The organism is Ruegeria sp. AL1 (assembly GCF_056540905.1).
Window position 1 is genome coordinate 1 of sequence record NZ_JBQFXP010000007.1, and the last position, 21,327, is coordinate 21,327.

Here is a 21,327-nt window from a genome sequence, read left to right on the forward strand (position 1 = left end):
GATCACTCACACTATGAGTCTGGACGATATCAACGAAGGGTTCGACCTGATGCACCGGGGCGAGAGCATCCGCTCGGTCGTGGTGTATTGATCGCGAAAAATATTCTCGAAGGGCGGGCTTTTGCGCGCCCTTTCTCGTTCTTACATTCCCCTCAAAGAATAAAACTATAAGTTGAGGGATGAATTTGACTTTAAAGACAACGGACCGCCTTGCGGTTCTGATTGATGCCGATAATGTTCCGGCCAAACACGCCGCCGGGATATTTGAAGAAATTGCCACATTGGGCGAAGCGGGCCTCAGGCGGATTTACGGAGATTTCTCGAACGGGTCTCCGCAAGGGTGGGATTCCAGTTCTTTGGCCGAACATGCCATCGTCCCCCATCAGCAATTCGCCAATACGTCCCGAAAGAATTCCAGCGACATAGCGCTGGTGATCGATGCGATGGATATCCTGCATGCGGATCGCTTTAGCGGATTTGTTCTTGTGTCGTCAGACAGTGACTTCACACGCCTTGCCAGCCGTATTCGTGAACAAGGGCTCGACGTGTTCGGGATTGGCGAACGCAAGACACCCAAAGCCTTTGTGGCAGCCTGTAATCGATTCATCTACATTGAAAATATTCAAAAGCCCGAAGGCGAGGCGGATGTCTCAAACAAGGGCGAAGGTGCCAATACGAAACACGAGTTAAACCACGCGTTCCAATTGATCCGAAACGTTGTTCGGAACACGAAAGAGGCGGACGGCTGGGCAAGCTTGTCCTTTGTGGGCAGCCAGTTGGGCAAGATGTACCCGGATTTTGATGCCCGCACCTACGGCCACAAAAGACTGAGCGATCTGGTGCGGGCCATTGACCGGTTTGAAAAAGGCGGCACCAACGGGGACCTTAAAATCCGGTGTCGCGACGGGTCATGACCCAGGCCGCGTTGCCCCCGTATCTGATCGCGGCGACCGCACACGCAAAACCGGTGTGTTGGCCGAGGTGGTGTTGGACCGACTCTCGCGCCAGACCACAAAGACGCCGGAGGCGATGATGATGCTGGCCCCGACGGCGACCCAACCGTCAGGTTTTTCGTTGAAGAACGCCATGCCGAACAGGGTGGCCCAGATGATCTGGCTGTATTGGCTGGGGGCGACCACGCCTGCGGGCGCGGCGCGATAGGCCAGAATAATCAGGTGTTGGGCGATGACCGAAAACACGCCGACCAGCGCCATCATGCCCAGATGCGGCAGCGATGGTGGCAGATATACGGCGGGCTGGGCCAGACTCATCGCAACGATAGCCAGCAACATCGGATAAAGGATCAGCACGGCCGAGCGCTCCTCATTCCCGATCTTGCGTACCAGAACAGAGCCAAACGCGCTGCAAAACGCTGCTGTAAGGGCTGCGAGGTGGCCCAGTGTAATGTCTGTCGCACCGGGGCGCAGGACGATCAGGACCCCGATCAGGCCGACGCCTACGGCAGCCCAGCGCTGGGCGCGGACCACTTCGCCAAGGATCGGGATCGACAGGACGGTGACGATCAGCGGGAAAGAGAACAACAGCGAATAGACTTCGGCCAGTGGCAGCACGGAAAAGGCATAAAACGCGCAGGTCATGGAGGTAATCATCAGGCCCGAGCGCAGCAGGACCAGCCAAGGATGACGCGGCAGGAAGTTGCCCGTGGTCCGATCGGTCAGGATCGTCACGGCCATCGGCACAAAGGAAAACAGCGTGGCGAAAAAGATGATCTGCAGCACCGAATACGTGCCGCCCAGTACCTTGATCAGGACGTCGTGGCTGGCAAAGACAGCAAAGCCCAGAAACGCAAATCCTAGTCCCCGAAGGGTGGTGTTTTGAGTGCTCATGCCCATGGCCTCGGATCATGTGTCGGTGTGGTGGCGCGCGCCGGTGCAGCGCGGGGGACGCCCGGGCTGTCGTGATCTTTGATTAAACCGATTTTGCCGGGGCGGATAGCCCCTATTTTACCGCTAACACCGCAATGCTGCCATGATCTGAGGTCATCGCAGGATCGGTGGCGCGTCCTTGGGTTGGCGCGCTGATTGGACCCCCGCCCGCATCCCCACCCCGATCCGGCGGGCCAGTGCCACCCATGGGGTTGCGGTTTCCAGAGGCAGGGTCTGGGTGGCGACCTCTTCGAACAGGTCGAGCCAATGGGCGAACATCTCGGGTTTTACATCCGGGCGTTCGATGTGAACCCGCTGCGGATTGCCGTCATAGCTGCGCTCAAACAGGATGGCGTTGCGCCAGAAGGCGGCGATCTTTTCCTCATGCGCGGGCCAGTCATGGACATGTGTGTTGAAAACGGGACCCAGCACCGCATCCTCGCGCACACCTGCATAGAAAGCGCGGACCTGCGCGTTGATCTGCGCGGGCGTCGCCGGAAAGCGCGGGGGCAGGGCGGGTCTGGTCATTTGGATCCTTTAACAGTCTCTGTTTCAGGGGCAGTAGCCGGTTCGGACGTCAGGCAACAGGTGTGGTTTTGTCGCGCGGTCCGGGCGTCAGGATATGCCGCAACAGGGCCACCGGATGCGCCCGCAGGCTGAGGCGGGTGGCGACGTAATCCTCGACCACCTGCTCGCCCAGGGTCATCTGCGGCAGATAGGCCTCGGGTTCGTCCAGCGCCTCGCCTTCCAAGTCCTGTGAAAACAGGGGCAGCGGTTTCGCGGTCGCAATCGCTTTGGCTTGCCACAGAGCCTCGCGCCTTGTCAGGTCGCAGGCGGCAAAGGCATCGGCCTCGGCCAGCCGTTCGATCACCGACGGGCCAAGCCCGGCGCGCCGCCAGACGTCATCGACTTGCGTATAGCCATTGCCGCGCGCGGCGGTCAGCCAGCTGGCGTCTTCCTCGCTCAGGCCTTTGATCTGGCGGAACCCCAGCCGCAGGGCCAGCCCGCCGCGCCCGTCGGGTTCCATCGCATTGTCCCAGAAACTGGCATTGATGCAGACCGGGCGCACCTGCACGCCGTGTTCCCGCGCGTCGCGCACGATTTGTGCAGGCGCATAGAACCCCATGGGCTGCGAGTTCAGCAGCGCGCAGGCGAAGATGCCCGGGTGGTGACATTTGATCCAGGCTGAGGCATAGACCAGCAGCGCGAAACTGGCCGCGTGACTTTCGGGAAAGCCATAGGACCCGAAGCCTTCGATCTGCGAAAAGCAGCGCTCGGCAAAATCCTGTTCATAGCCGTTACGCTCCATCCCGCGCAGGAACAGGGAGCGGAATTCGCTGACATTGCCATGTTTCTTGAAGGTCGCCAGCGATCGCCGCAGCCGGTCCGCCTGTTCCGGGGTGAAATCCGCGCCCACGATAGCGATCTGCATTGCCTGTTCCTGAAACAGCGGCACGCCCAGCGTTTTGCCCAAGACCTCGCCCAAGGCGTCCGAGGGGAAGCTGACCTCCTCCTCGCCATTGCGGCGGCGGATATAGGGGTGGACCATGTCGCCTTGAATGGGGCCGGGGCGGATGATGGCGACCTCGATCACCAGATCATAGAATCTGCGCGGTTTCATCCGGGGTAGAAAATTCATCTGTGCCCGGCTTTCTACCTGAAACACGCCGATCGAGTCCGCCTTGCACAGCATGTCATAGACCTGCGGGTCCTCGGGTGGCAGGGTTGCCAGAGTATAACCGGTCTGATGGTGACGCTGGATCAGGTCGAACGCTTTCCGGATACAGGTGAGCATCCCGAGGCTGAGCACATCGACCTTGAGGATGCCAAGGCTGTCGATATCGTCCTTGTCCCAGCAGATAACCGTGCGACCCTCCATCGTGGCGTTTTCGATGGGCACAAGTTCGTCCAGCCGTCCTTCGGTGATGATGAAACCACCCACATGCTGAGACAGGTGGCGCGGGAAGCCATCGATCTCATACACCAAGGATAGAGTCTGTTTCAGGCGGCGATCCTCGGGGTCGAGGCCGATCTCGCGCATCCGTTCAGCCTCAAGCCCTTTGGTCGAGAAAAACCCCCAGAGCTGTGAGGACAGGGCCGAGATCGTGTCCTCGGTCAGGCCCATGGCGCGCCCCACCTCGCGGATGGCCCGCTTGCCGCGATAATGCACGACGGTGGCGCAGAGCCCTGCACGTTCGCGGCCATAGCGGTCATAGATATGCTGGATCACCTCTTCGCGGCGTTCGTGTTCGAAATCGACATCGATATCGGGGGGCTCGTCCCGCGCCTCGGACACGAAGCGTTCGAACACCATCGTACCCAGCTCGGGGCTGACCTCGGTGATGCCGAGGCAAAAGCAGACCACCGAATTGGCCGCCGAGCCGCGCCCCTGACACAGGATATCGCGGGAGCGGGCGAATGTGACGATATCGCGGACGGTGAGGAAGTAGGGTTCGTATTTCAGCTTGGCGATCAGAGTCAGTTCATGCGCCAGCATTTTCTTTGCCTTCTCTGACGCGCCCGCCGGATAGCGCCAGTTCAACCCCTCATGCGCCAGACGGTGCAGACGCTGGGTCGGGGTTTCCTGATCACGGCCCTCATTGGGATATTCATAGCGCAACTCGTCCAGCGAGAAGGTCAGGTCTTCGCTGAGGGCATGCGCCCGCGCGACCGCCCCTTCATGGGTTTTGAAAAGGCGCAGCATCTCGGGTTCCGAGCGCAGGCGCTGTTCGCCATTGGCCAGCGCGTCGCGGCCCAGCTCATCCACCTTGCGACGCAGGCGGATGGCGGTCAGGACGTCCCCCAGTTTGCGGCGGGTGCCGTGGTGCATCATCGGCGCGGCGCTGGCCAGCGTGGGGATGCCGAGTTGCTGCGATTCAGCCTCTAATTCACGGAAATAAGTGCTGTCAGCTCCGTCATACCGGGGGTGCATCAACAGATGCATCCGCCCGGCAAAGCGGCGCGTCAGCTGTTGCGCCTGTGTCCGCCAAGGGCTCGCGCCGCCCTGCGACCGGGTTGCCTGTGGCCAAAGGAGCAGATGGAGACCGTCGGTAAACTCCAGGAGGTCGGACAGGTGCAGGATGCAGTCGCCTTTCTCGGCGCGCCGGCGGCCCGTAGACAGAATCCGACAGAGGTTACCCCAGCCCTGCCGGTTAAGGGGCAGGGCGGTGACGGTGGGCGCGTCGGTGAAGATCAACCGCGCGGCGGGGATCAGGCGGGGCACCGCGTGGATCGGATAGGATGGCGGTTTCGGGATGTGATCGGGGCAGGGCGGGCCTGGGCTCGTGTTCTGCGCCTCCCATTCCAGCCGTTCGCGCACCTTGCGGGCGATCTCGCGTGCTTGAGTATGGGCACGCACGATCCCGGCGACCGAATTGTCATCGGCAATCGCAATCGCGGGAAGGCCCAGGGTAACGGCACGCTCCATATACTCCTCGGGGTGCGAGGCCCCGGTGAGGAAGGTGAAATTCGACGTGATCGACAGCTCAGCATACATGGCGACTCCCTATTATATTCACGTTTTGTTCTTTTTCGAGTCCTTTGCGCAGGAAACGGGTCGCTTGAGGTCATCGCGACGGGCAGGGTGGCCAAAAAAGGAGAGACACCATGCACAAAATAACCGCCCTTCCCACTGCTCAGGTCGAGGCTTATCGCGATGGCGCACCAGACGGCTATGGCAATCCGCCCGAGCGTGCGATTTCGAACGGAGAAGGAAACCCGTGCCGCCATTGCCTGACTTATATTCCCAAGGGAAGAGAGATGCTGGTTCTGGCGCACAGGCCTTTCCCCGAAACGCAGCCATTTGCGGAAACCGGGCCGATTTACCTTTGTGCAGAGCCTTGTCAGCGCTATGAGGACCCGGCGGATTTGCCCGAAGCGCTGACCGCATCACCCAATTATCTGATCAAGGGCTACGGGTCGGATGACCGCACTGTCTATGGCACCGGAGTCATCACACCGCAGCCCCAGTTGCAGGCCGCTGCCGAAACCATATTCGCGCGGGATGACGTGGCTTATATCCACATCCGGTCCGCGCTGAACAACTGCTATCACGCGAGGATCGACAGGGCTTAAAGCTTGACCCGGTGCATGCCCCGACGCGGCTGATCGTGGTCGTCCGCCGGGGTGTCATCGGTGCGCGAGGAGGTCAGCGCGAGGAACACATCCTCAAGATCGGCCTCTTCGGTGCGCACGTCGCGAATGCGGATATTGGCAGAGCGGACGGATTCCAGAACCTGTTCGGCGCTTGTGGTTTGGCTTTGATAGTTCAGTTCCAGACTGCCATCGTCGCGCAGCGCGGCCTCGACACCGTCAGCCACAGGCAAACCAGCCACAGGGCTGTCGGGGATGATCACCATAGTGCGGCTGTCCATGCGGTTCAGCAGGTTGGCGGTGCTGTCCTGCGCGATCTTTTCGCCATGGTTGATAATCGCGATCTCGTCACACATTTCCTGCGCTTCTTCCAGGTAATGGGTGGTCAGGATGATGGTCATGCCCTGTTCGTTCAGCTTGCGCACATTGGTCCAGAGCATCTGGCGCAGCTCGATATCCACGCCCGCCGTCGGTTCGTCCAGCACCAGAATCTTGGGGTAATGTACCAGCGCCTTGGCCAGCAATAACCGCCGCCGCATCCCGCCGGAGAGGGTGCGGGCATAGGCCTCGGCCTTGTCGCCGAGGCCCACCAGTTCGAGGATCTCATCGCTGCGGCGTTCGGATTTGGGCACACCGTACAGACCGGCCTGAACCTCCATCGCGCCGCGCGGGGTAAAGAAGGGATCAAGGTTCAGCTCTTGCGGCATCACGCCAATGGCGGCGCGGGATTGGCGCGGGTTCTGATCCTGATCGAACCCCCAGATCGACACGGAACCGGATGATTTCACCACCAGACCGGCCAGAATATTGATCAAAGTCGATTTGCCCGCCCCGTTTGGCCCCAGCAAACCAAAGACCGAGCCACGCGGGATGGTCAGATCGATCCCTTTCAGCGCCTGTTTCTCGGGCTGGCCCTTGCCGCCGCGATAGGTCTTGCGCAGCCCTTCGATCCTGATTGCCGCATCGCTCATGTGGCTCTTGCCCCCGGTTTGCTCATCGCTCATAAACGCACCTAATACATGCCCGCGAGGCCGACAACCGAAGAAGGACTGCCAGCCGTGACCATCGAAGCGCCGGAAACCAAGATCGTGGAAACCTCTCGCGTTGCCTGTGATGGCGGCGAGGGCGCTTTGGGCCATCCGCGTGTCTGGTTGCAGATCCCCGAAGATACGGGTTGGGTCGAATGCCCCTATTGTGATTGCAAATACGTGCTGAAGGGGCGCGAAGTTTCGTAGATGCGCAAGGCGCTGGGGCGATCTCTGATCTGCCTGAGCGTTGTTGTCATTGGCTATTTTCTGGCTGCGTTTGTCGGGGCACTTGTGCCTGGGCCCGGAACCCGCCCCCATGATCAGGACACCGTTGAGATACGGTTGCTCAAAGGGCCAATTCACTACGATTTTCTGATTCCGCTGACACCCATTGCACGTCGGGAATTGGATGGGCTGCGTCACGCGGGCCTGCCTGTGCATCATCCGCACACAGAATGGGTGATGATCGGATGGGGTGCGCGCGCGTTTTATACCACGACCGGCTCTTATTCGGATGTGTCGTTTGGCGCGATCGCTCGGGGCCTGACAGGAGATCGATCCGTCATTCGCGTGGACTTGATTGCCAAGTTGAACCCGCAGTTGCAATTGCCGTCCGTGCATTTGTCTTTGGACCAGTTTGAACGGTTCCTCAGGGCCATCACGGCCAGTTTTGAGCAAACGGATCAGGGGCAATGGATTCCTTTGAATGTGTCCGGTTTTTCCGAAACCGATCGGTTCTTTGCCGCTAATGGGCGCTTTAACGCGTTGCGCACGTGCAATGTCTGGATCGGTGAAACTCTGCGTGCTGCGGGCGTGCGGTTCGGAATTTGGGTGCCGCTTCCGTATTCCGTCACATTGTCGCGACGGCTTTATCAATCCGACGTTCGTTAGTTCGCCCAAGAATCGCCGCTTTTGTCTATGAAAATGAGTAAAATTGCTTAGGCGAGGACCATGACCGACGCTACACTTGACAGCCCTGCCAGCCCTTTTTTCGGTTGGATCGGCTTTGTTGTTTCGGCAATCGCATTGCTTGCCGCACTGTTTGTGTTTTGGGCGGGGCCATTCGCACCGCAACAGGCGACGGGTGTGTCTTTGGGAGAGCTTGCTGCCGAGATCGGAAAATCCACCTTGCGGGCCGCAGCCGGGCTGGAACAACCCGCACCCGTTGCGCCGACGCGGGATCTGGATGACCACCTGCGAATTGGCGTGGCGATGCTGGGTGGATTGGCCATTGTACTGTCCACCATTGGTGTCTTGCGGCATGAAAAAACGCGCCCCGCCATCGCCGGGATTTTCATCGGAACCGGCGCTATCCTGTTTCAGTTCTTTGCCTGGGCGTTTTTTGCGCTGCTGGGGGCGTTGATCATCATGGCGCTACTGGACAGTTTTTCGGATTTTTTCTCGGGCCTATTTGGCGGGTAAGCCGGTATTTAATGAAGGCATGGGACTGTCTTCATCTCGGGCATATTTGCGTGGACGCTCCAGAAACGAAGGCTTGCTATGTCCCGTAGACGGACGGCACTTGTTGGGCTAGGTTTTCCCTTGTTTTAAACATGAATTTTGGAGACCATCGCGATGACGCGTATTCTAAGCGCCGCCTTATGCATTTTCCTTGCCACAAGTGCTCAGTCTCAACAGATTGTTCAGCCCACCGGTCCGGTCATCACAGATACCGGGTGCCTTGTAAAAGGCCTGAACCCAAACGGCGACGGCTTTCTGGCGATCAGAACCGGGCCGGGATCAAATCACCAGCAGATCGGAAGCCTTCGCAACGGCGACGCAGCCTATATTCGCGCCTGCGAAGGAAAGTGGTGCTATGTCGAAAACGGAGCCATCGACAATGTCGAGACTCAGTTCAAAGGCTGGATTCATACCGGGTGGTGTGAATTCTACCCCTGAGGCTTTGGCAAAATCGCAGACGGCCTGATCTGCGCGTTCTACTACTGGCATCCATCTGCATTCCATGGCAGGACGGGTGGGCGTAACGGAGAGGAGCACGGGCATGAGCGGGTTTGGAAAAGGCTGTCACCTGCATCTGATCGATGGATCAGCCTTTATCTTTCGGGCCTATCACGCGCTGCCGCCGCTGACGCGAAAATCGGATGGCTTGCCCATCGGGGCAGTCTCGGGGTTCTGCAACATGCTGCAGAAATATGTCGAAGGGAACGTCGGACCCGACGCACCGACCCATGTGGCGGTGATCTTCGACAAGGGCTCGCATACGTTCCGCAATGATCTGTATGACCTTTACAAGGCCAACCGCGAGGCGATGCCCGAGGATTTGCGCCCGCAGATGCCGCTGACCCGCGAGGCGACGAAGGCGTTCAACATCGCCTGCAAGGAACTGGAGGGCTATGAGGCCGACGACATCATCGCGACGCTCGCCGTGCAGGCGCGCGAAGCCGGGGGGCGTGTGACCATCGTCAGTTCCGACAAGGACCTGATGCAGCTGGTGGGCGACGGTGTGGAAATGCTGGACGCGATGAAGAACAAGCGCATCGACCGCGACGGGGTGTTCGAAAAGTTCGGCGTGGGCCCTGAACGCGTGGTTGATGTGCAGGCGCTGGCCGGGGATTCGGTGGACAATGTGCCGGGCGCTCCGGGGATCGGGGTCAAGACGGCGGCTTTGCTGATCAACGAATACGGCGATCTGGAAACCCTGCTGGACCGCGCCGAAGAGATCAAACAGCCCAAACGCCGCCAGACACTGATCGAAAAGCGCGACCAGATCGAGCTGTCGAAGAAGCTGGTGCAACTGGACGAACAGACGCCGCTTGATTTCTCGCTGGACGATCTTGAGGTGAAAGACCCCGAGCCCGAAACCTTGCTGGGATTCCTGGCCGAGATGGAATTTCGCACACTCACCAAACGCATCGCCGACAAACTGGGTGCCGAGGCCCCGGTCATTGCCGATGCGTCCGCGCCGGTCGAAGAGGTTGAGGCTGAGGCAATCCCGTTCGATGCCTCGAAGTATGAATGCGTGCGGGATGCGGGCGCGCTGCAGAAATGGATCGATCATGCCTATGAGCGCGGCTGGGTTGCGGTGGATACCGAAACCACTGGCTTGAACGAGATGATCGCTGATCTGGTCGGCATTTCGCTGTGTGTCGAGGCGGGTGAGGCCTGTTACATCCCATTGATTCACCGCGAAAGCGCGACGGACGATCTGTTCGGAACCGACGCGCTGGCCGAGGGGCAGATGCCGCTGGATGAGGCTCTGACCCTGCTCAAGCCGATGTTCGAGGACCCATCGATCTTAAAGATCGGGCAGAACATGAAATACGACGCGAAGATTTTCGCGCGTTATGGCATCAACGTGGCCCCGATCGACGACACGATGCTGATGTCTTATGCGATGCATGGGGGCGAGCATGGGCATGGGATGGACACGCTGTCCGAACGGTATCTGAGCCACACGCCGATCCCGATCAAACCGCTGCTGGGCTCGGGCAAATCGGCGATCACGTTTGACAAGGTGCCGATTGACGAGGCCACTGCCTATGCCGCCGAGGATGCGGATATCACGCTGCGCCTGTGGAAGCTGTTCAAGCCGCAGCTTCATCAGGTGCAGGTGACGACCGTTTATGAGACGCTCGAACGCCCGCTGGTGCCGGTTCTGGCCGAGATGGAGACGCATGGCATCAAGGTTGACCGCGATGTCCTGTCTCGCATGTCCAACGCTTTTGCGCAGAAAATGGCCGGATTAGAGGCTGAAATTCACGAACTGGCGGGTGAGAATTTCAACGTGGGCTCGCCCGCACAACTGGGCGAGATTCTGTTCGACAAGATGGGTCTGGAAGGCGGCAAGAAGGGCAAGACTGGAAAATACTCGACAGGGGCCGATATTCTGGAAGACCTCGCCACCGAGCACGAGTTGCCCCGCCGGGTGCTGGATTGGCGGCAGTTGTCCAAGCTGAAATCGACCTATACGGACGCGCTGCAGACCCATATCAACCCTGACACGGGGCGGGTACACACGTCTTATTCGATCACCGGGGCGAACACGGGGCGTCTGGCCTCGACCGATCCGAACCTGCAGAACATCCCGGTGCGCACCGAAGAGGGGCGGCGCATTCGTGAGGCGTTCATCGCTGAACCGGGCAATGTGATGGTCAGCCTCGACTATAGCCAGATCGAACTGCGGATATTGGCGCACATCGCCGACATTTCGACTCTGAAACAGGCGTTTTCGGATGGGTTGGACATTCACGCTATGACGGCGTCCGAAATGTTCGACGTGCCACTGGACGAGATGACGCCGGAGATCAGACGGCAGGCCAAGGCGATCAACTTTGGTGTGATCTACGGCATCTCGGGCTTTGGCCTGGCGCGTAACCTGCGCATCCCGCGGGCTGAGGCGCAGGGCTTTATCGACCGTTATTTCGAACGCTTCCCGGGTATCCGGACCTATATGGACGACACAATCGCCTTTGCCAAAGAGAATGGATACGTCCAGACCCTGTTCGGCCGCAAAATCCACACGCCGGAAATCAATGCCAAGGGCCCGCATGCGGGATTCTCGCGCCGCGCGGCGATCAATGCGCCGATTCAAGGCACGGCGGCGGATGTGATCCGGCGGGCGATGGTGCGGATGCCTGATGCGATCAATGGCTTGCCTGCCAAGATGCTGTTGCAGGTGCATGACGAATTGCTGTTCGAAGTGGCCGAAGACGCGGTGGATCAGGTGATCGGCGTGGCGCGCGACGTGATGGAGGGGGCCTCGGATCCTGCCGTCAAACTGGATGTCAAGCTGAGCGTGGATGCCGGGCAAGGGGCCAACTGGGCCGAGGCGCACTGAGGGCGCGGCTCATCAGGCCCGGCGGGCCCTCTTCGCCGCGGGTCAGTCCGGGGAACTGACCAGGCGATTGACCAGACGTTGCACCGATGGGGCAAGCAACAGGATGACGGTGAATGCGATGGGCCAGCAGAATGCCCAGGACGCCATCCAGTCGCCAAATGTTGTGGGCCCGAAGCCGACGGCTTTGGCCGTGGCGATGCCTGTGACGATACAGGACATCAGGCCAGACATGATCAGGCTGAACAGGGCACGAGCATAACGAGCGGGAAGCATCTGAGGCATCCTTGCAGCAACATTGCCTTCATCTGCGGGATTTTTCGTTGAAAAGCCAGAGCTAGGTGGGCATCCAGCCCAGACTGTCCATGGTGCGTGATGTCGACGGGGTGTATTCGGCACTGACCCAGCCTGTGAACCCTTTATCCGAGAAAGCCTCGAACAAGGCCGGGAAATCCGTCGGTCCGCGCCCGGGTTCCGAGCGATCCGGGGCCGCACCGATCTGGGCGTGGATCACCCTGGAGTGAAACCGATCCCAGACTTTCAAAGCGTCCCCGTGAATCATATGTGCGTGAAAGCTGTCATATTGCAGCCCGACATTGGGACGGTTCACCGTGTCGAGTATCTCGACGGCGAGAACATAGTCATTCAGGAAGTAATCTGGTTGTGACACCGGGTTGAGCGGTTCGATGGTGAACTGTTGGGAAGGGGCGAAATCTGCGGCCCATTTCAGATTTTGCACAAAGCTCTCAAACGCCTCGGGGCCTGAGGCATAGCCTGACATGATATGAATCAGCTCCGGTTTCAGCACGTCGGCATAGCGCATGACACGGCGGATGTCGGATTGAAACCGCGCGTGGCCGCCCGGCACCGCGCCATAGCCGGGTTCACTACCTGTATAATTGGGCGGTGGTGCGTTGATCAGCACCAGATCCAGCCCGTTGGCCATTAGGGCGCCGCGGGTTTCCTTGGCCGCCAACTCATATGGGAACAGGATTTCCACGGCATCAAATCCGGCCTCGGCGGCGGCGGAGAAGCGGTCGAGATAGGGTAGCTCGGCAAAGAGCAGCGAGATATTGGCGGCAAATCTGGGCATGAGCTGATCACATTGAAGTTTGCGAGAAGCATAGCTTCGGGGTGAAATCCACGAAAGGGACTGAAAACGACAGATTGTCGAAAATCGGCCAGATCGGCCGGTGCAAATCAGGGATTTTCGAGCCATCGCGGCGAATCATTTTTGCGCGCCGCTCCAACAGAAGGTCTGACACCATGGCGATGAGCCCTGACCCCGTGCGCGGGACCACTCTTCCTGTGTCTTCCGGACGCTGCTCTGCTTTACCCGGCAATGGTCTGGCCGTGGCTTCGATGCTGACATGGGCGGCAGGGTTTCCGGCAGCCGAGGTGCTTTTGCAAACTTGGCCCCCGGTCGCGCTGCTTGTGGCGCGGTTGGCGCTGGCGGTGGTTGTCATGGTGCCGATCTGGATGCTGATCGATGGGCCGGCACGGATGTTGCGCGCGCGGTGGGGGCATGCCTTGCTGGTTGGTGGTATGTTGGGAGCAGGGATGTTCCTGATCATCCTGGCGCAAAAACTGACTGACCCGGTGACCGTGGCAATCATTGCATCCTGTGCGCCCTTGTTCGCAACCGTGCTGGAACTGGCGACGGGAACGCGCCGCCTGCGGTGGAATTTTGCCATTGGTGTCGTCGTGTCGATCATCGGGGGGGTGATTGCGACCAGCGCGGTGGCCCCGGCCCAACTGGGCTTGGGCGCGGCCTGCGCCATCGTCTCGACCGGGCTGTTCTGCTGGGCCAGCATGGCGACGGCACGGGATTTCCCCGAGCTTAGCCAGATCGGGCGCAGTTCCATCACCTTCGCGGGCGGGCTTGTGACGGCCAGCGCCCTGTTTCTGGCCACAGGGCTTGTGGGCGCTGAGGTGCTGCCGACGGCGGCATTCGATCTTCGGCAAGCCGGGATGTTGATGATTTACGCCCTGGTCGCGATGGGTCTGAGTCAGGTCTTTTTCATTGCCTCCGTCGGCAAGCTTGGGGTGGCGCTGGCATCGTTCCACATCAACATTGCACCGTTTTATGTGATGGTGATCATGCTGGTGCTGGGGGATGAGTGGAACGGGACCCGCGCGCTGGGCGCAGCCATTGTCGCGGTGGCCGTGGTGCTGGCGCAGGACCGCCGGGTGCCGCGCACGGCCTAATCCGGTAATGCATCCGAGCGGATCAGCGGGAAGAACTGTCCGTTTGACCAAACGCCGAACCAATCGCCGTTATGCTCGGCAATGTCCACCAGCCGATAGAAGCTTTTGCGGTCGATCCGCGCCTCAAGGTTGGCACGCATCAATATATAGGGGGATGGTTCGTCTGTTTCGGGGTCGATCACGATACGGATCGGGTGATCAGCCCCGGCCACGGCGGCGTCGCCTACATGGGTGGTGAAAGTCAGCATTTGTGACTGACCTGTGCTTTCGGTGTCGAAATCGACCGCCACAAAGGGCACGTCTTCGACGGTGATTCCCACCTTCTCGACCGGAGTCACGAGAAAATAGCGGTCATCTTCTTTCTTAAGAATTGAGGAAAATAGCTTCACAAGCTCGAACCGGTTGATCGGCGACCCTAAATAACTCCAAGAGCCATCTTTGGCGATATGGATGTCCAGATCGCCACAAAACGGAGGATTCCACAGGTGAACCGGGGGTAAGCCCTTGGTTTTCGCGGCGTTGACTGATGCCGCAATGCCATCAGGGGAAGGTGTCACAGGTTTTTGTCCGCTCATTACTTTTGCCATTTCCTTTTCGCGCGATACACTTCAACCATATTAGTCCACGGAAGGGAAAGTCATGACCGAACCCGCCGACCTCGTGTCCGAGATCGAAGCGCTGGAAGCCAAACTGCAAGAGGCCAAATCCTCGATCACCCGTCGGTTTATCGGACAGGAAAAGGTCGTGGACCTGACGCTGACCGCATTGCTGTGCGGCGGGCACGCGTTGCTGATCGGCTTGCCCGGTCTTGGCAAGACCCGTCTGGTTGAAACGCTGTCCACCGTTATGGGCCTGAATGGCAATCGTATTCAGTTCACGCCTGACCTGATGCCCGCGGATATTCTGGGGTCCGAGGTTCTGGACACCGACGAAGACGGCGCGCGACACTTCCGGTTTATCTCGGGCCCGATCTTCTGCCAGTTGCTGATGGCGGACGAGATCAACCGCGCAAGCCCCCGGACGCAATCGGCATTGTTGCAGGCGATGCAGGAACGGACCGTGACCGTGGCTGGCGAGGACCGCTCGTTGGGTGTGCCGTTCCATGTTCTGGCGACGCAAAACCCGATTGAGCAAGAAGGCACCTATCCGCTGCCCGAGGCGCAGCTGGACCGGTTCCTTGTGCAGATCGACGTGGAATACCCCGACCGTCAGACCGAACGGGATATCCTGCTGGCCACCACGGGCGTCGAGGAGGAGGAAGCGCACGAGATTTTCACCAAAGAGGAATTGCTGGCCGCGCAGGTGCTGCTGCGCCGTATGCCGGTCGGCGAGTCGGTTGTGGAGCTGATCCTCGATCTTGTGCGGGCATTCCGCCCTGATGAGGCTGGTGTATCCGAGCGTGTCTCTGAAACGGTGGCCTGGGGTCCCGGGCCCCGCGCGGCGCAGGCGTTGATGATGACCGTGCGGGCACGGGCGATGCTGCAGGGGCGGCTGGCCCCCAATGCCGAGGATGTTCTGGATATGGCGCGCCCGGTGCTCAGTCACCGCATGGCGTTGAACTTTGCGGCGCGGGCGCGTGGTGACAGTCTGGCTGATCTGATCGAAACTACGGCGACCGGTCTGATCCGCACCGAGGCTGCGGCGTGAATGCGGCGCTGACCCTTCGCGAACGATCCGAGGCCGAAGCGTCCCGGCTGCCGCCCCTTTTGGCGCGGGCTGAACATCTGGCCGGAACGGTCCTGCTGGGCGATCACGGGCGCAGGCGGTCGGGTCTGGGTGATGATTTCTGGCAGTACCGCCCGGCCCAGATCGGCGACAGCCGACGGATGATCGACCATCGCCGCTCGGCGCGGGGGGATCAGCAATTCGTGCGCGAACGCGAGTGGCAGATTGCGCAATCGGTGATGCTGTGGGTCGATCAGGGCGCATCAATGCGGTTTGCGTCCGACAAAACTCTGCCGACCAAGGCGGATCGGGCGCGCTTGCTGGGTCTGTCCACAGCAATTCTGTTGGTGCGCGGGGGCGAGCGTGTGGGCCTGACCGGCACCACCCTGCCACCCCGACGCGGCAATGCGCAGATCGTGCGTCTGGCGCAGGCGTGGACCGAGGATTCCGAGACGGATTATGCCCCGCCCGAACACCGCGCGATGATCCCACATGCCCGGGCCGTGTTCATTTCCGATTTTCTGGGTCCGATGGACGAGGTCGAACTGGCCCTGACCAAAGCAGCTGACCGCGGCGTACGCGGCGTGTTGCTGCAGGTTCTGGACCCCAGCGAAGAGAGCTTTCCCTATCGCGGTCGGACGATTTTCGAAAGCGTCGGCGGCACCACACGTCACGAGACGCTCAAGGCGGCCGATTTGCGCGACCGGTATCTGGAGCGTCTGGCCGCGCGCAAAGATGCGTTGACGCAACTGTCGCGCGCAACAGGCTGGCAACTGGGTCTGCATCACACGGGTGACAGCGCACAAGCGGCTCTTTTGTGGCTCTATCGTGCGCTGGATGGGGGAACGGTATGACGGTTCTGGCGGGCATCGGCTTTACCGCGCCATGGGTGTTGCTGGGTCTGATCACCCTGCCGATCCTTTGGCTTATTCTGAGGGCCGTGCCGCCTGCACCCATTCGCAGGCTGTTTCCCGCGGTTACCCTGCTGCTGGGCCTGAAGGACGATGAAAGCGTTTCGGACCGAACGCCGTGGTGGCTTTTGCTGCTGCGCATGCTGGCGGCGGCCGCGATCATCATTGGTCTGGCCGGGCCGGTTCTGAACCCGTCCCGCGACCAGCAGGGGTCGGGACCTTTGTTGCTGGTGCTGGATGCCAGCTGGGCCGGGGCAACCCGGTGGTCCTCGACCCTTGAACAGATCGATGCACAGCTGACCGAAGCTGGTCGCGCGGGGCGACCGGTTTCGATCCTGCAGCTGACCGACCCCGAAGCCCCCGTTTTTCAGGCCGCAGAGGCATGGCGCAGCCGCCTGCCCGGTCTGGTGCCATCGCCGTGGCAGCCTACGACCGCGCAGATTGATCAGGTTCTGGCCGCACTCGACGCGGTAGATGACGGGTTCGAGACGTATTGGTTCAGTGACAAGCTGGCCTATGACGGCCATGACCGTGTCCTGTCGGCTTTGCAGGCTCGCGGCGGTGTGACCGTGTACCGCACGGCCTCGCCGGTTATGGCGGTTTTGCCTGCCACGTATCAGGACGGTGTGATTGAGCTGAATGCGCAAAGGTCCACTCCGGGTCCGGCGGAAACGATTACCATTCTGGCGCAGGGCCGTGATCCCGCAGGAGCAATGCGTGTTCTGCAATCGGCCGAGATGACCTTTGAAAGTGGCGAGACTCAGGCGCAGGTCGAATTGGCCCTGCCATCCGAATTGCGCGCGCGTATTACCCGGTTCGAAATTCAGGGTCAGCGGTCCGCCGGTGCGCTTACACTGACCGATGACAGCTTGCGAAGACGCGAAGTCGCGTTGATCGCGGGCACGCTGAACCGCGAAGGGCTGGAGCTGCTGTCGCCGCTTCACTACCTGACGCAAGTGCTGATCCCCACGGCAGACTTTGTCGATGGCGGTTTGCTGGACGTTCTACCCGCAAACCCGGATGTGATCGTGCTGGCGGATGTGGCCAAACTGTCAGATGCGGAACAGGCAGAGTTGATCGAATGGGTCGAACAGGGCGGTTTGTTGCTGCGCTTTGCCGGTCCGCGCATGGCTGCCAGCGATCTGGGTCGCGATGCCGAAGATACGCTGTTGCCTGTCCGCCTGCGCAGCGGTGGCCGCTCAGTCGGCGGCGCGATGAGCTGGGGCGAGGCCAAGGGACTCGCACCGTTCACCGAAAGCTCACCGTTTTTTGGATTGCAGGTGCCGGGCGACGTCACCGTGACAACGCAGGTGATGGCGCAACCAGACCCTAATCTGGCAGATCGTGTGATTGCATCGCTGTCGGACGGCACGCCGCTGGTGACGCGCAAGGCGCTGGGCCTGGGGCAGGTGGTATTGTTCCATGTCACTGCCGACGCAGAATGGTCCAGCCTGCCGCTGTCCGGCCTGTTTGTCGAGATGCTGGATCGTCTGGCAGTGGCTTCGGCGGCAAAATCCCGACAGGTGTCGCAGCTTCAGGGCACCACGTGGGAACCGATACAGGTCATGGACGGGTTCGGAACATTGACAGATGCCGGCAATTTGGCTGGCGTCGACGGCGTCGAGCTGGTCTCGGGCCAGATTGGGCCCGCGCTGAGACCGGGCTTGTATGAAAGCGGCAAGCAGAAACTGGCGCTGAACGTATTGTCCGAGGATGCGGTGCTCAGCCCGGCGGTCTGGCCATCGGATGTTCCGATCAAGGGGCAGGAAATCAGCACCGAGACGCCGATTGGCGGTATTCTTCTCAGCCTTGCCTTGTTGCTGTTGACGATTGACGTGATCGCGTCGCTTGCCTTGTCCGGGCGGTTGGGATTGGCCAAAGCTGCCGCCACAGTGCTGGGTATCGCGCTTGTGGTGCCTGAGGCACAGGCCCAGACCCCGGATGAGACGGATTTTGCGCTGAATGCCACGCATGAGCTGGTTCTGGCGCATGTTCTGACCGGCAACGCGCAAATCGACAACGTCGCTGAGGCCGGTATGCGCGGTCTCGCTCAAACGTTGTATTACCGCACATCGGTCGAACCGGCCGAGCCAATTGGTGTGGATCTGGAGCGCGATGAACTGGCGTTCTTTCCGCTGCTTTATTGGCCGATCACACCTGAACAACCGCAGCCATCCGCCGAGGCTTATGCCCGGCTGAACGCCTATTTACGGTCCGGCGGCATGATCCTGTTCGACACGCGGGATTCGGATGTTGCCCGGTTTGGGGCTTCCAGTCCGAATGGTCGCAAGCTGCAGCAACTGGCGGCTCCGTTGAATATCCCCTCGTTAGAGCCGATACCACGGGACCACGTGCTGACCCGAACCTTCTATCTGTTGCAGGATTTCCCCGGTCGCTATGGCGGCACGGATGTCTGGGTCGAGGCCGCTCCGCCTGATGCCGAACAGATTGAGGGGATGCCCTTCCGTAACCTCAACGACAATGTCACGCCGGTTGTCATCGGCGGCAACGACTGGGCCGGAGCGTGGGCCGTAGATCGCAATGGACAAGCCTTGTTGCCGGTGGGGCGCGGTTACGCCGGTGAGCGTCAGCGCGAGCTGGCCAACCGGTTCGGTGTCAATCTGGTGATGCATGTGCTGACCGGGAATTACAAATCTGATCAGGTCCATGTGCCTGCTTTGCTGGACAGGTTGGGCCAATGACCGGAACCGTCATCTTTGATCCTTTGATCCCCTGGCCTGTTCTGACGGCGGTTGCGGCAATCGCTGTCGCGGGCGTGGGTCTGGCGCTGTGGCGCGGCCTGTCCGGCTGGGCCCTGCGCGGATTGGCGGCCCTCGTGGTGATCGCGGCCTTGTCCGGGCCGGTCTATCAGGTAGAGGATCGCGCGCCGTTGACAGACATCGTTCTGATGATCGAAGACGAAAGCGCCAGTCAGACCCTGTCAGACCGCGCGGAACAGACGAAACAGGCCGCCGATGATCTGGCGGCTGAGATCGAGTCCCGCGACAATACAGAGCTGCGCCGGATCAAGGTGGGCGATGGTGACGGCGATGAAGGCACGCAGGTCATGGCCGCGCTGAACGAAGCGCTAGCGGAGGAACCACGGGCGCGGATCGCGGGCATTCTGGTGGTCTCGGATGGCATCGTGCATGATGTCGATCAGGCCCCTGATCTTCCTGCGCCGATGCATCTGTTGCAGACCGGTCGCGCGGCAGATTGGGATCGTCGTCTGATCGTGCGCAACGCGCCTGCGTTTGCCATCATCGGAGAACCCGTTACGTTGACTTTGCGTGTCGAAGACAGCGGTGCCGCGCCTGTCGGAGTGGCCTCGGCCCCGCTCGAGATTTCCGTTGATGGCAGCGAGCCGGACCAGTTCACGATCCCCATCGGGGTTGATGTCGAGCTGCCGATCACGCTGCCGCATGGCGGGCGCAACGTTCTTCAGTTCACGGTACCCGAAGCCGATGGCGAGTTGACGGATCGCAACAATACGGCCCTGATCCAGATGAATGGCGTGCGGGATCGTTTGCGCGTTTTGCTGGTCTCTGGCGAGCCGCATCCGGGCGGGCGCACATGGCGCAACTTGTTGAAATCCGATAGCTCGGTTGATCTGGTGCATTTCACCATCCTGCGGCCCCCAGAAAAGCAGGATGGCGTACCGGTGGACGAGCTGTCACTGATTGCGTTCCCGACCCGAGAACTGTTTCTGGAAAAGATCAACGATTTCGATCTGATCATTTTCGACCGCTATAAGCGGCGTGGCATTCTGCCAGCTATCTATCTGGACAACGTCACCAACTATATCAATGACGGCGGTGCGGTGTTGATCGCTGCCGGGCCGGATTTCGCAACTGCTGACAGCATCTTTCGTTCGCCGCTAGGTCCGATTCTGCCCGCACAACCCACCGCGCGGGTGATCGAGGAACGCTATACCCCGATGGTCACCGATCTTGGGCATCGACACCCTGTCACGACCAGCCTTGGTGATTCAGAAGACTGGGGGGCATGGCTACGGCAGATCGATGTCAATCAGCGCACGGGTGAGCTGCTGATGACCGGTGTAGATGAACGACCGTTGCTTTTACTGGACCGCGTGGGCGAGGGACGCGTTGCGCTGCTTGCGTCGGATCACGCCTGGCTCTGGAGTCGCGGATTCGAGGGCGGCGGCCCGCAGCTGGAATTGTTGCGAAGATTGGCGCATTGGATGATGAAAGAGCCTGAACTGGAAGAAGAGGCCCTGTGGGCCGAGGCCAATGGGCAGGTCATGCGTATTATCCGCCAGACTCTGGAAGACGATGTCGGCCCGGTTACCATTACAAGGCCAAATGGCGAAACGCTTGAAATGACGCTGGACGAGGTATCTCCGGGTCGGTTCGAAGCGCATTATGTCGGTCCCGAGATCGGCCTCTATCGTTTGCAGGAAGGGGACCATATGGCAGTGATCGGGCTGGGCCCTGCCGCCCCGAAAGAGTTCGAGCGCACCATCGCGACAGGCGACATTCTGGACCCGGTTCTGGCCGGGTTGCGCGGCGGCGTAATACGGGTGGAAGACGGTTTGCCGTCTATCCGGAACGTGCGTGCCGGGCGCCCGGCGGCGGGACGGGGATGGATCGGCCTGACCCCGCGCGACGCTTATGAGACACGTGACGTTACGCAGGCCGGGCTATTGCCGCCCTGGATTGTTCTGCTGTTGGCTGGCGGGTTTCTTCTGGGTGGGTGGCTGCGGGAAGGCCGTCGCTAGC

19 protein-coding genes are annotated in these 21,327 nt (G+C 60.5%); 12 read left to right on the forward strand and 7 right to left on the reverse strand.

What is annotated here, in order from left to right; genetic code table 11:
• Positions 1-179 precede the first annotated feature (179 nt).
• On the forward strand, positions 180-914 hold the full coding sequence (locus tag ACRZ9X_RS12040; RefSeq protein ID WP_480519111.1) for an NYN domain-containing protein: 735 nt from the start codon (positions 180-182) through the stop codon (positions 912-914).
• On the opposite strand, the gene ACRZ9X_RS12045 is transcribed toward ACRZ9X_RS12040, so the two are convergent.
• From ACRZ9X_RS12045 to ACRZ9X_RS12055, 3 genes are all read right to left on the reverse strand, one after another.
• Positions 909-1,847, reverse strand: coding sequence for a DMT family transporter (locus ACRZ9X_RS12045; RefSeq protein WP_480519113.1), 939 nt, complete (start codon positions 1,845-1,847; stop codon positions 909-911). The genes ACRZ9X_RS12040 and ACRZ9X_RS12045 overlap by 6 nt on opposite strands.
• Before the next feature lie 153 nt (positions 1,848-2,000).
• Complete coding sequence (locus ACRZ9X_RS12050; protein WP_480519115.1) at positions 2,001-2,414, reverse strand: group III truncated hemoglobin; 414 nt, start codon at positions 2,412-2,414, stop codon at positions 2,001-2,003.
• Positions 2,415-2,463: 49 nt separating this feature from the next.
• Positions 2,464-5,382 carry an error-prone DNA polymerase gene (locus ACRZ9X_RS12055; protein ID WP_480519117.1) on the reverse strand — a complete coding sequence of 973 codons (2,919 nt, stop codon included), beginning with the start codon at positions 5,380-5,382 and terminating at the stop codon, positions 2,464-2,466.
• A gap of 110 nt (positions 5,383-5,492) precedes the next feature.
• Between ACRZ9X_RS12055 and ACRZ9X_RS12060 the strand changes: the two genes are divergently transcribed.
• Positions 5,493-5,960: a DUF1203 domain-containing protein gene (locus tag ACRZ9X_RS12060; protein WP_480519119.1), complete on the forward strand. Its 468-nt coding sequence runs from the start codon at positions 5,493-5,495 to the stop codon at positions 5,958-5,960.
• Here ACRZ9X_RS12060 and ACRZ9X_RS12065 read toward each other — a convergent pair.
• Positions 5,957-6,949 (reverse strand): ABC transporter ATP-binding protein, encoded by a 993-nt coding sequence (locus tag ACRZ9X_RS12065; RefSeq protein WP_480519651.1) that lies wholly within the window; start codon positions 6,947-6,949, stop codon positions 5,957-5,959. The two genes, ACRZ9X_RS12060 and ACRZ9X_RS12065, sit on opposite strands and share 4 nt — an antisense overlap.
• An 87-nt stretch (positions 6,950-7,036) precedes the next feature.
• On the opposite strand from ACRZ9X_RS12065, the gene ACRZ9X_RS12070 reads away from it, so the two are divergent.
• The 5 genes from ACRZ9X_RS12070 (at position 7,037) to polA (ending at position 11,804) form a co-directional block, all read left to right on the forward strand.
• Entirely contained in the window at positions 7,037-7,213 is a 177-nt protein-coding gene (locus ACRZ9X_RS12070) for a zinc-finger domain-containing protein (RefSeq protein WP_480519121.1), read from the forward strand.
• Positions 7,214-7,897 carry a TIGR02117 family protein gene (locus ACRZ9X_RS12075; protein WP_480519123.1) on the forward strand — a complete coding sequence of 228 codons (684 nt, stop codon included), beginning with the start codon at positions 7,214-7,216 and terminating at the stop codon, positions 7,895-7,897.
• Positions 7,898-7,957: 60 nt separating this feature from the next.
• Positions 7,958-8,428, forward strand: coding sequence for a hypothetical protein (locus ACRZ9X_RS12080; protein ID WP_480519125.1), 471 nt, complete (start codon positions 7,958-7,960; stop codon positions 8,426-8,428).
• Positions 8,429-8,581: 153 nt separating this feature from the next.
• Positions 8,582-8,905, forward strand: a complete 324-nt coding sequence (locus ACRZ9X_RS12085; RefSeq protein ID WP_480519127.1) for an SH3 domain-containing protein — start codon at positions 8,582-8,584, stop codon at positions 8,903-8,905.
• Between the two features lie 103 nt (positions 8,906-9,008).
• Entirely contained in the window at positions 9,009-11,804 is a 2,796-nt protein-coding gene (gene polA / locus ACRZ9X_RS12090; protein WP_480519129.1) for a DNA polymerase I, read from the forward strand.
• 42 nt (positions 11,805-11,846) lie between these two features.
• Here polA and ACRZ9X_RS12095 read toward each other — a convergent pair whose 3' ends face one another.
• Both ACRZ9X_RS12095 and ACRZ9X_RS12100 read right to left on the reverse strand, forming a co-directional pair.
• Positions 11,847-12,077: a DUF2798 domain-containing protein gene (locus ACRZ9X_RS12095; RefSeq protein WP_480519131.1), complete on the reverse strand. Its 231-nt coding sequence runs from the start codon at positions 12,075-12,077 to the stop codon at positions 11,847-11,849.
• Between the two features lie 61 nt (positions 12,078-12,138).
• Positions 12,139-12,894, reverse strand: coding sequence for a hydroxypyruvate isomerase family protein (locus ACRZ9X_RS12100; protein ID WP_480519133.1), 756 nt, complete (start codon positions 12,892-12,894; stop codon positions 12,139-12,141).
• A gap of 179 nt (positions 12,895-13,073) precedes the next feature.
• Between ACRZ9X_RS12100 and ACRZ9X_RS12105 the strand changes: the two genes are divergently transcribed.
• A complete protein-coding gene (locus ACRZ9X_RS12105; protein WP_480519135.1) occupies positions 13,074-14,009 on the forward strand; it encodes a DMT family transporter in 936 nt (311 codons plus the stop codon).
• Here ACRZ9X_RS12105 and ACRZ9X_RS12110 read toward each other — a convergent pair.
• Positions 14,006-14,584, reverse strand: coding sequence for a DUF1285 domain-containing protein (locus ACRZ9X_RS12110; protein WP_480519137.1), 579 nt, complete (start codon positions 14,582-14,584; stop codon positions 14,006-14,008). The genes ACRZ9X_RS12105 and ACRZ9X_RS12110 overlap by 4 nt on opposite strands.
• Before the next feature lie 64 nt (positions 14,585-14,648).
• Between ACRZ9X_RS12110 and ACRZ9X_RS12115 the strand changes: the two genes are divergently transcribed.
• The 4 genes from ACRZ9X_RS12115 to ACRZ9X_RS12130 are packed head-to-tail and all read left to right on the forward strand — an operon-like array spanning position 14,649 to position 21,326.
• Entirely contained in the window at positions 14,649-15,656 is a 1,008-nt protein-coding gene (locus tag ACRZ9X_RS12115; RefSeq protein WP_480519139.1) for an AAA family ATPase, read from the forward strand.
• Entirely contained in the window at positions 15,653-16,528 is an 876-nt protein-coding gene (locus ACRZ9X_RS12120; protein WP_480519141.1) for a DUF58 domain-containing protein, read from the forward strand. The genes ACRZ9X_RS12115 and ACRZ9X_RS12120 overlap by 4 nt, the downstream gene beginning before the upstream one ends.
• Positions 16,525-19,287, forward strand: a complete 2,763-nt coding sequence (locus ACRZ9X_RS12125) for a DUF4159 domain-containing protein (protein ID WP_480519143.1) — start codon at positions 16,525-16,527, stop codon at positions 19,285-19,287. Before ACRZ9X_RS12120 ends, ACRZ9X_RS12125 begins: the two co-directional genes overlap by 4 nt.
• Positions 19,284-21,326 carry a hypothetical protein gene (locus ACRZ9X_RS12130; protein ID WP_480519145.1) on the forward strand — a complete coding sequence of 681 codons (2,043 nt, stop codon included), beginning with the start codon at positions 19,284-19,286 and terminating at the stop codon, positions 21,324-21,326. Before ACRZ9X_RS12125 ends, ACRZ9X_RS12130 begins: the two co-directional genes overlap by 4 nt.
• Position 21,327: the final 1 nt, after the last annotated feature.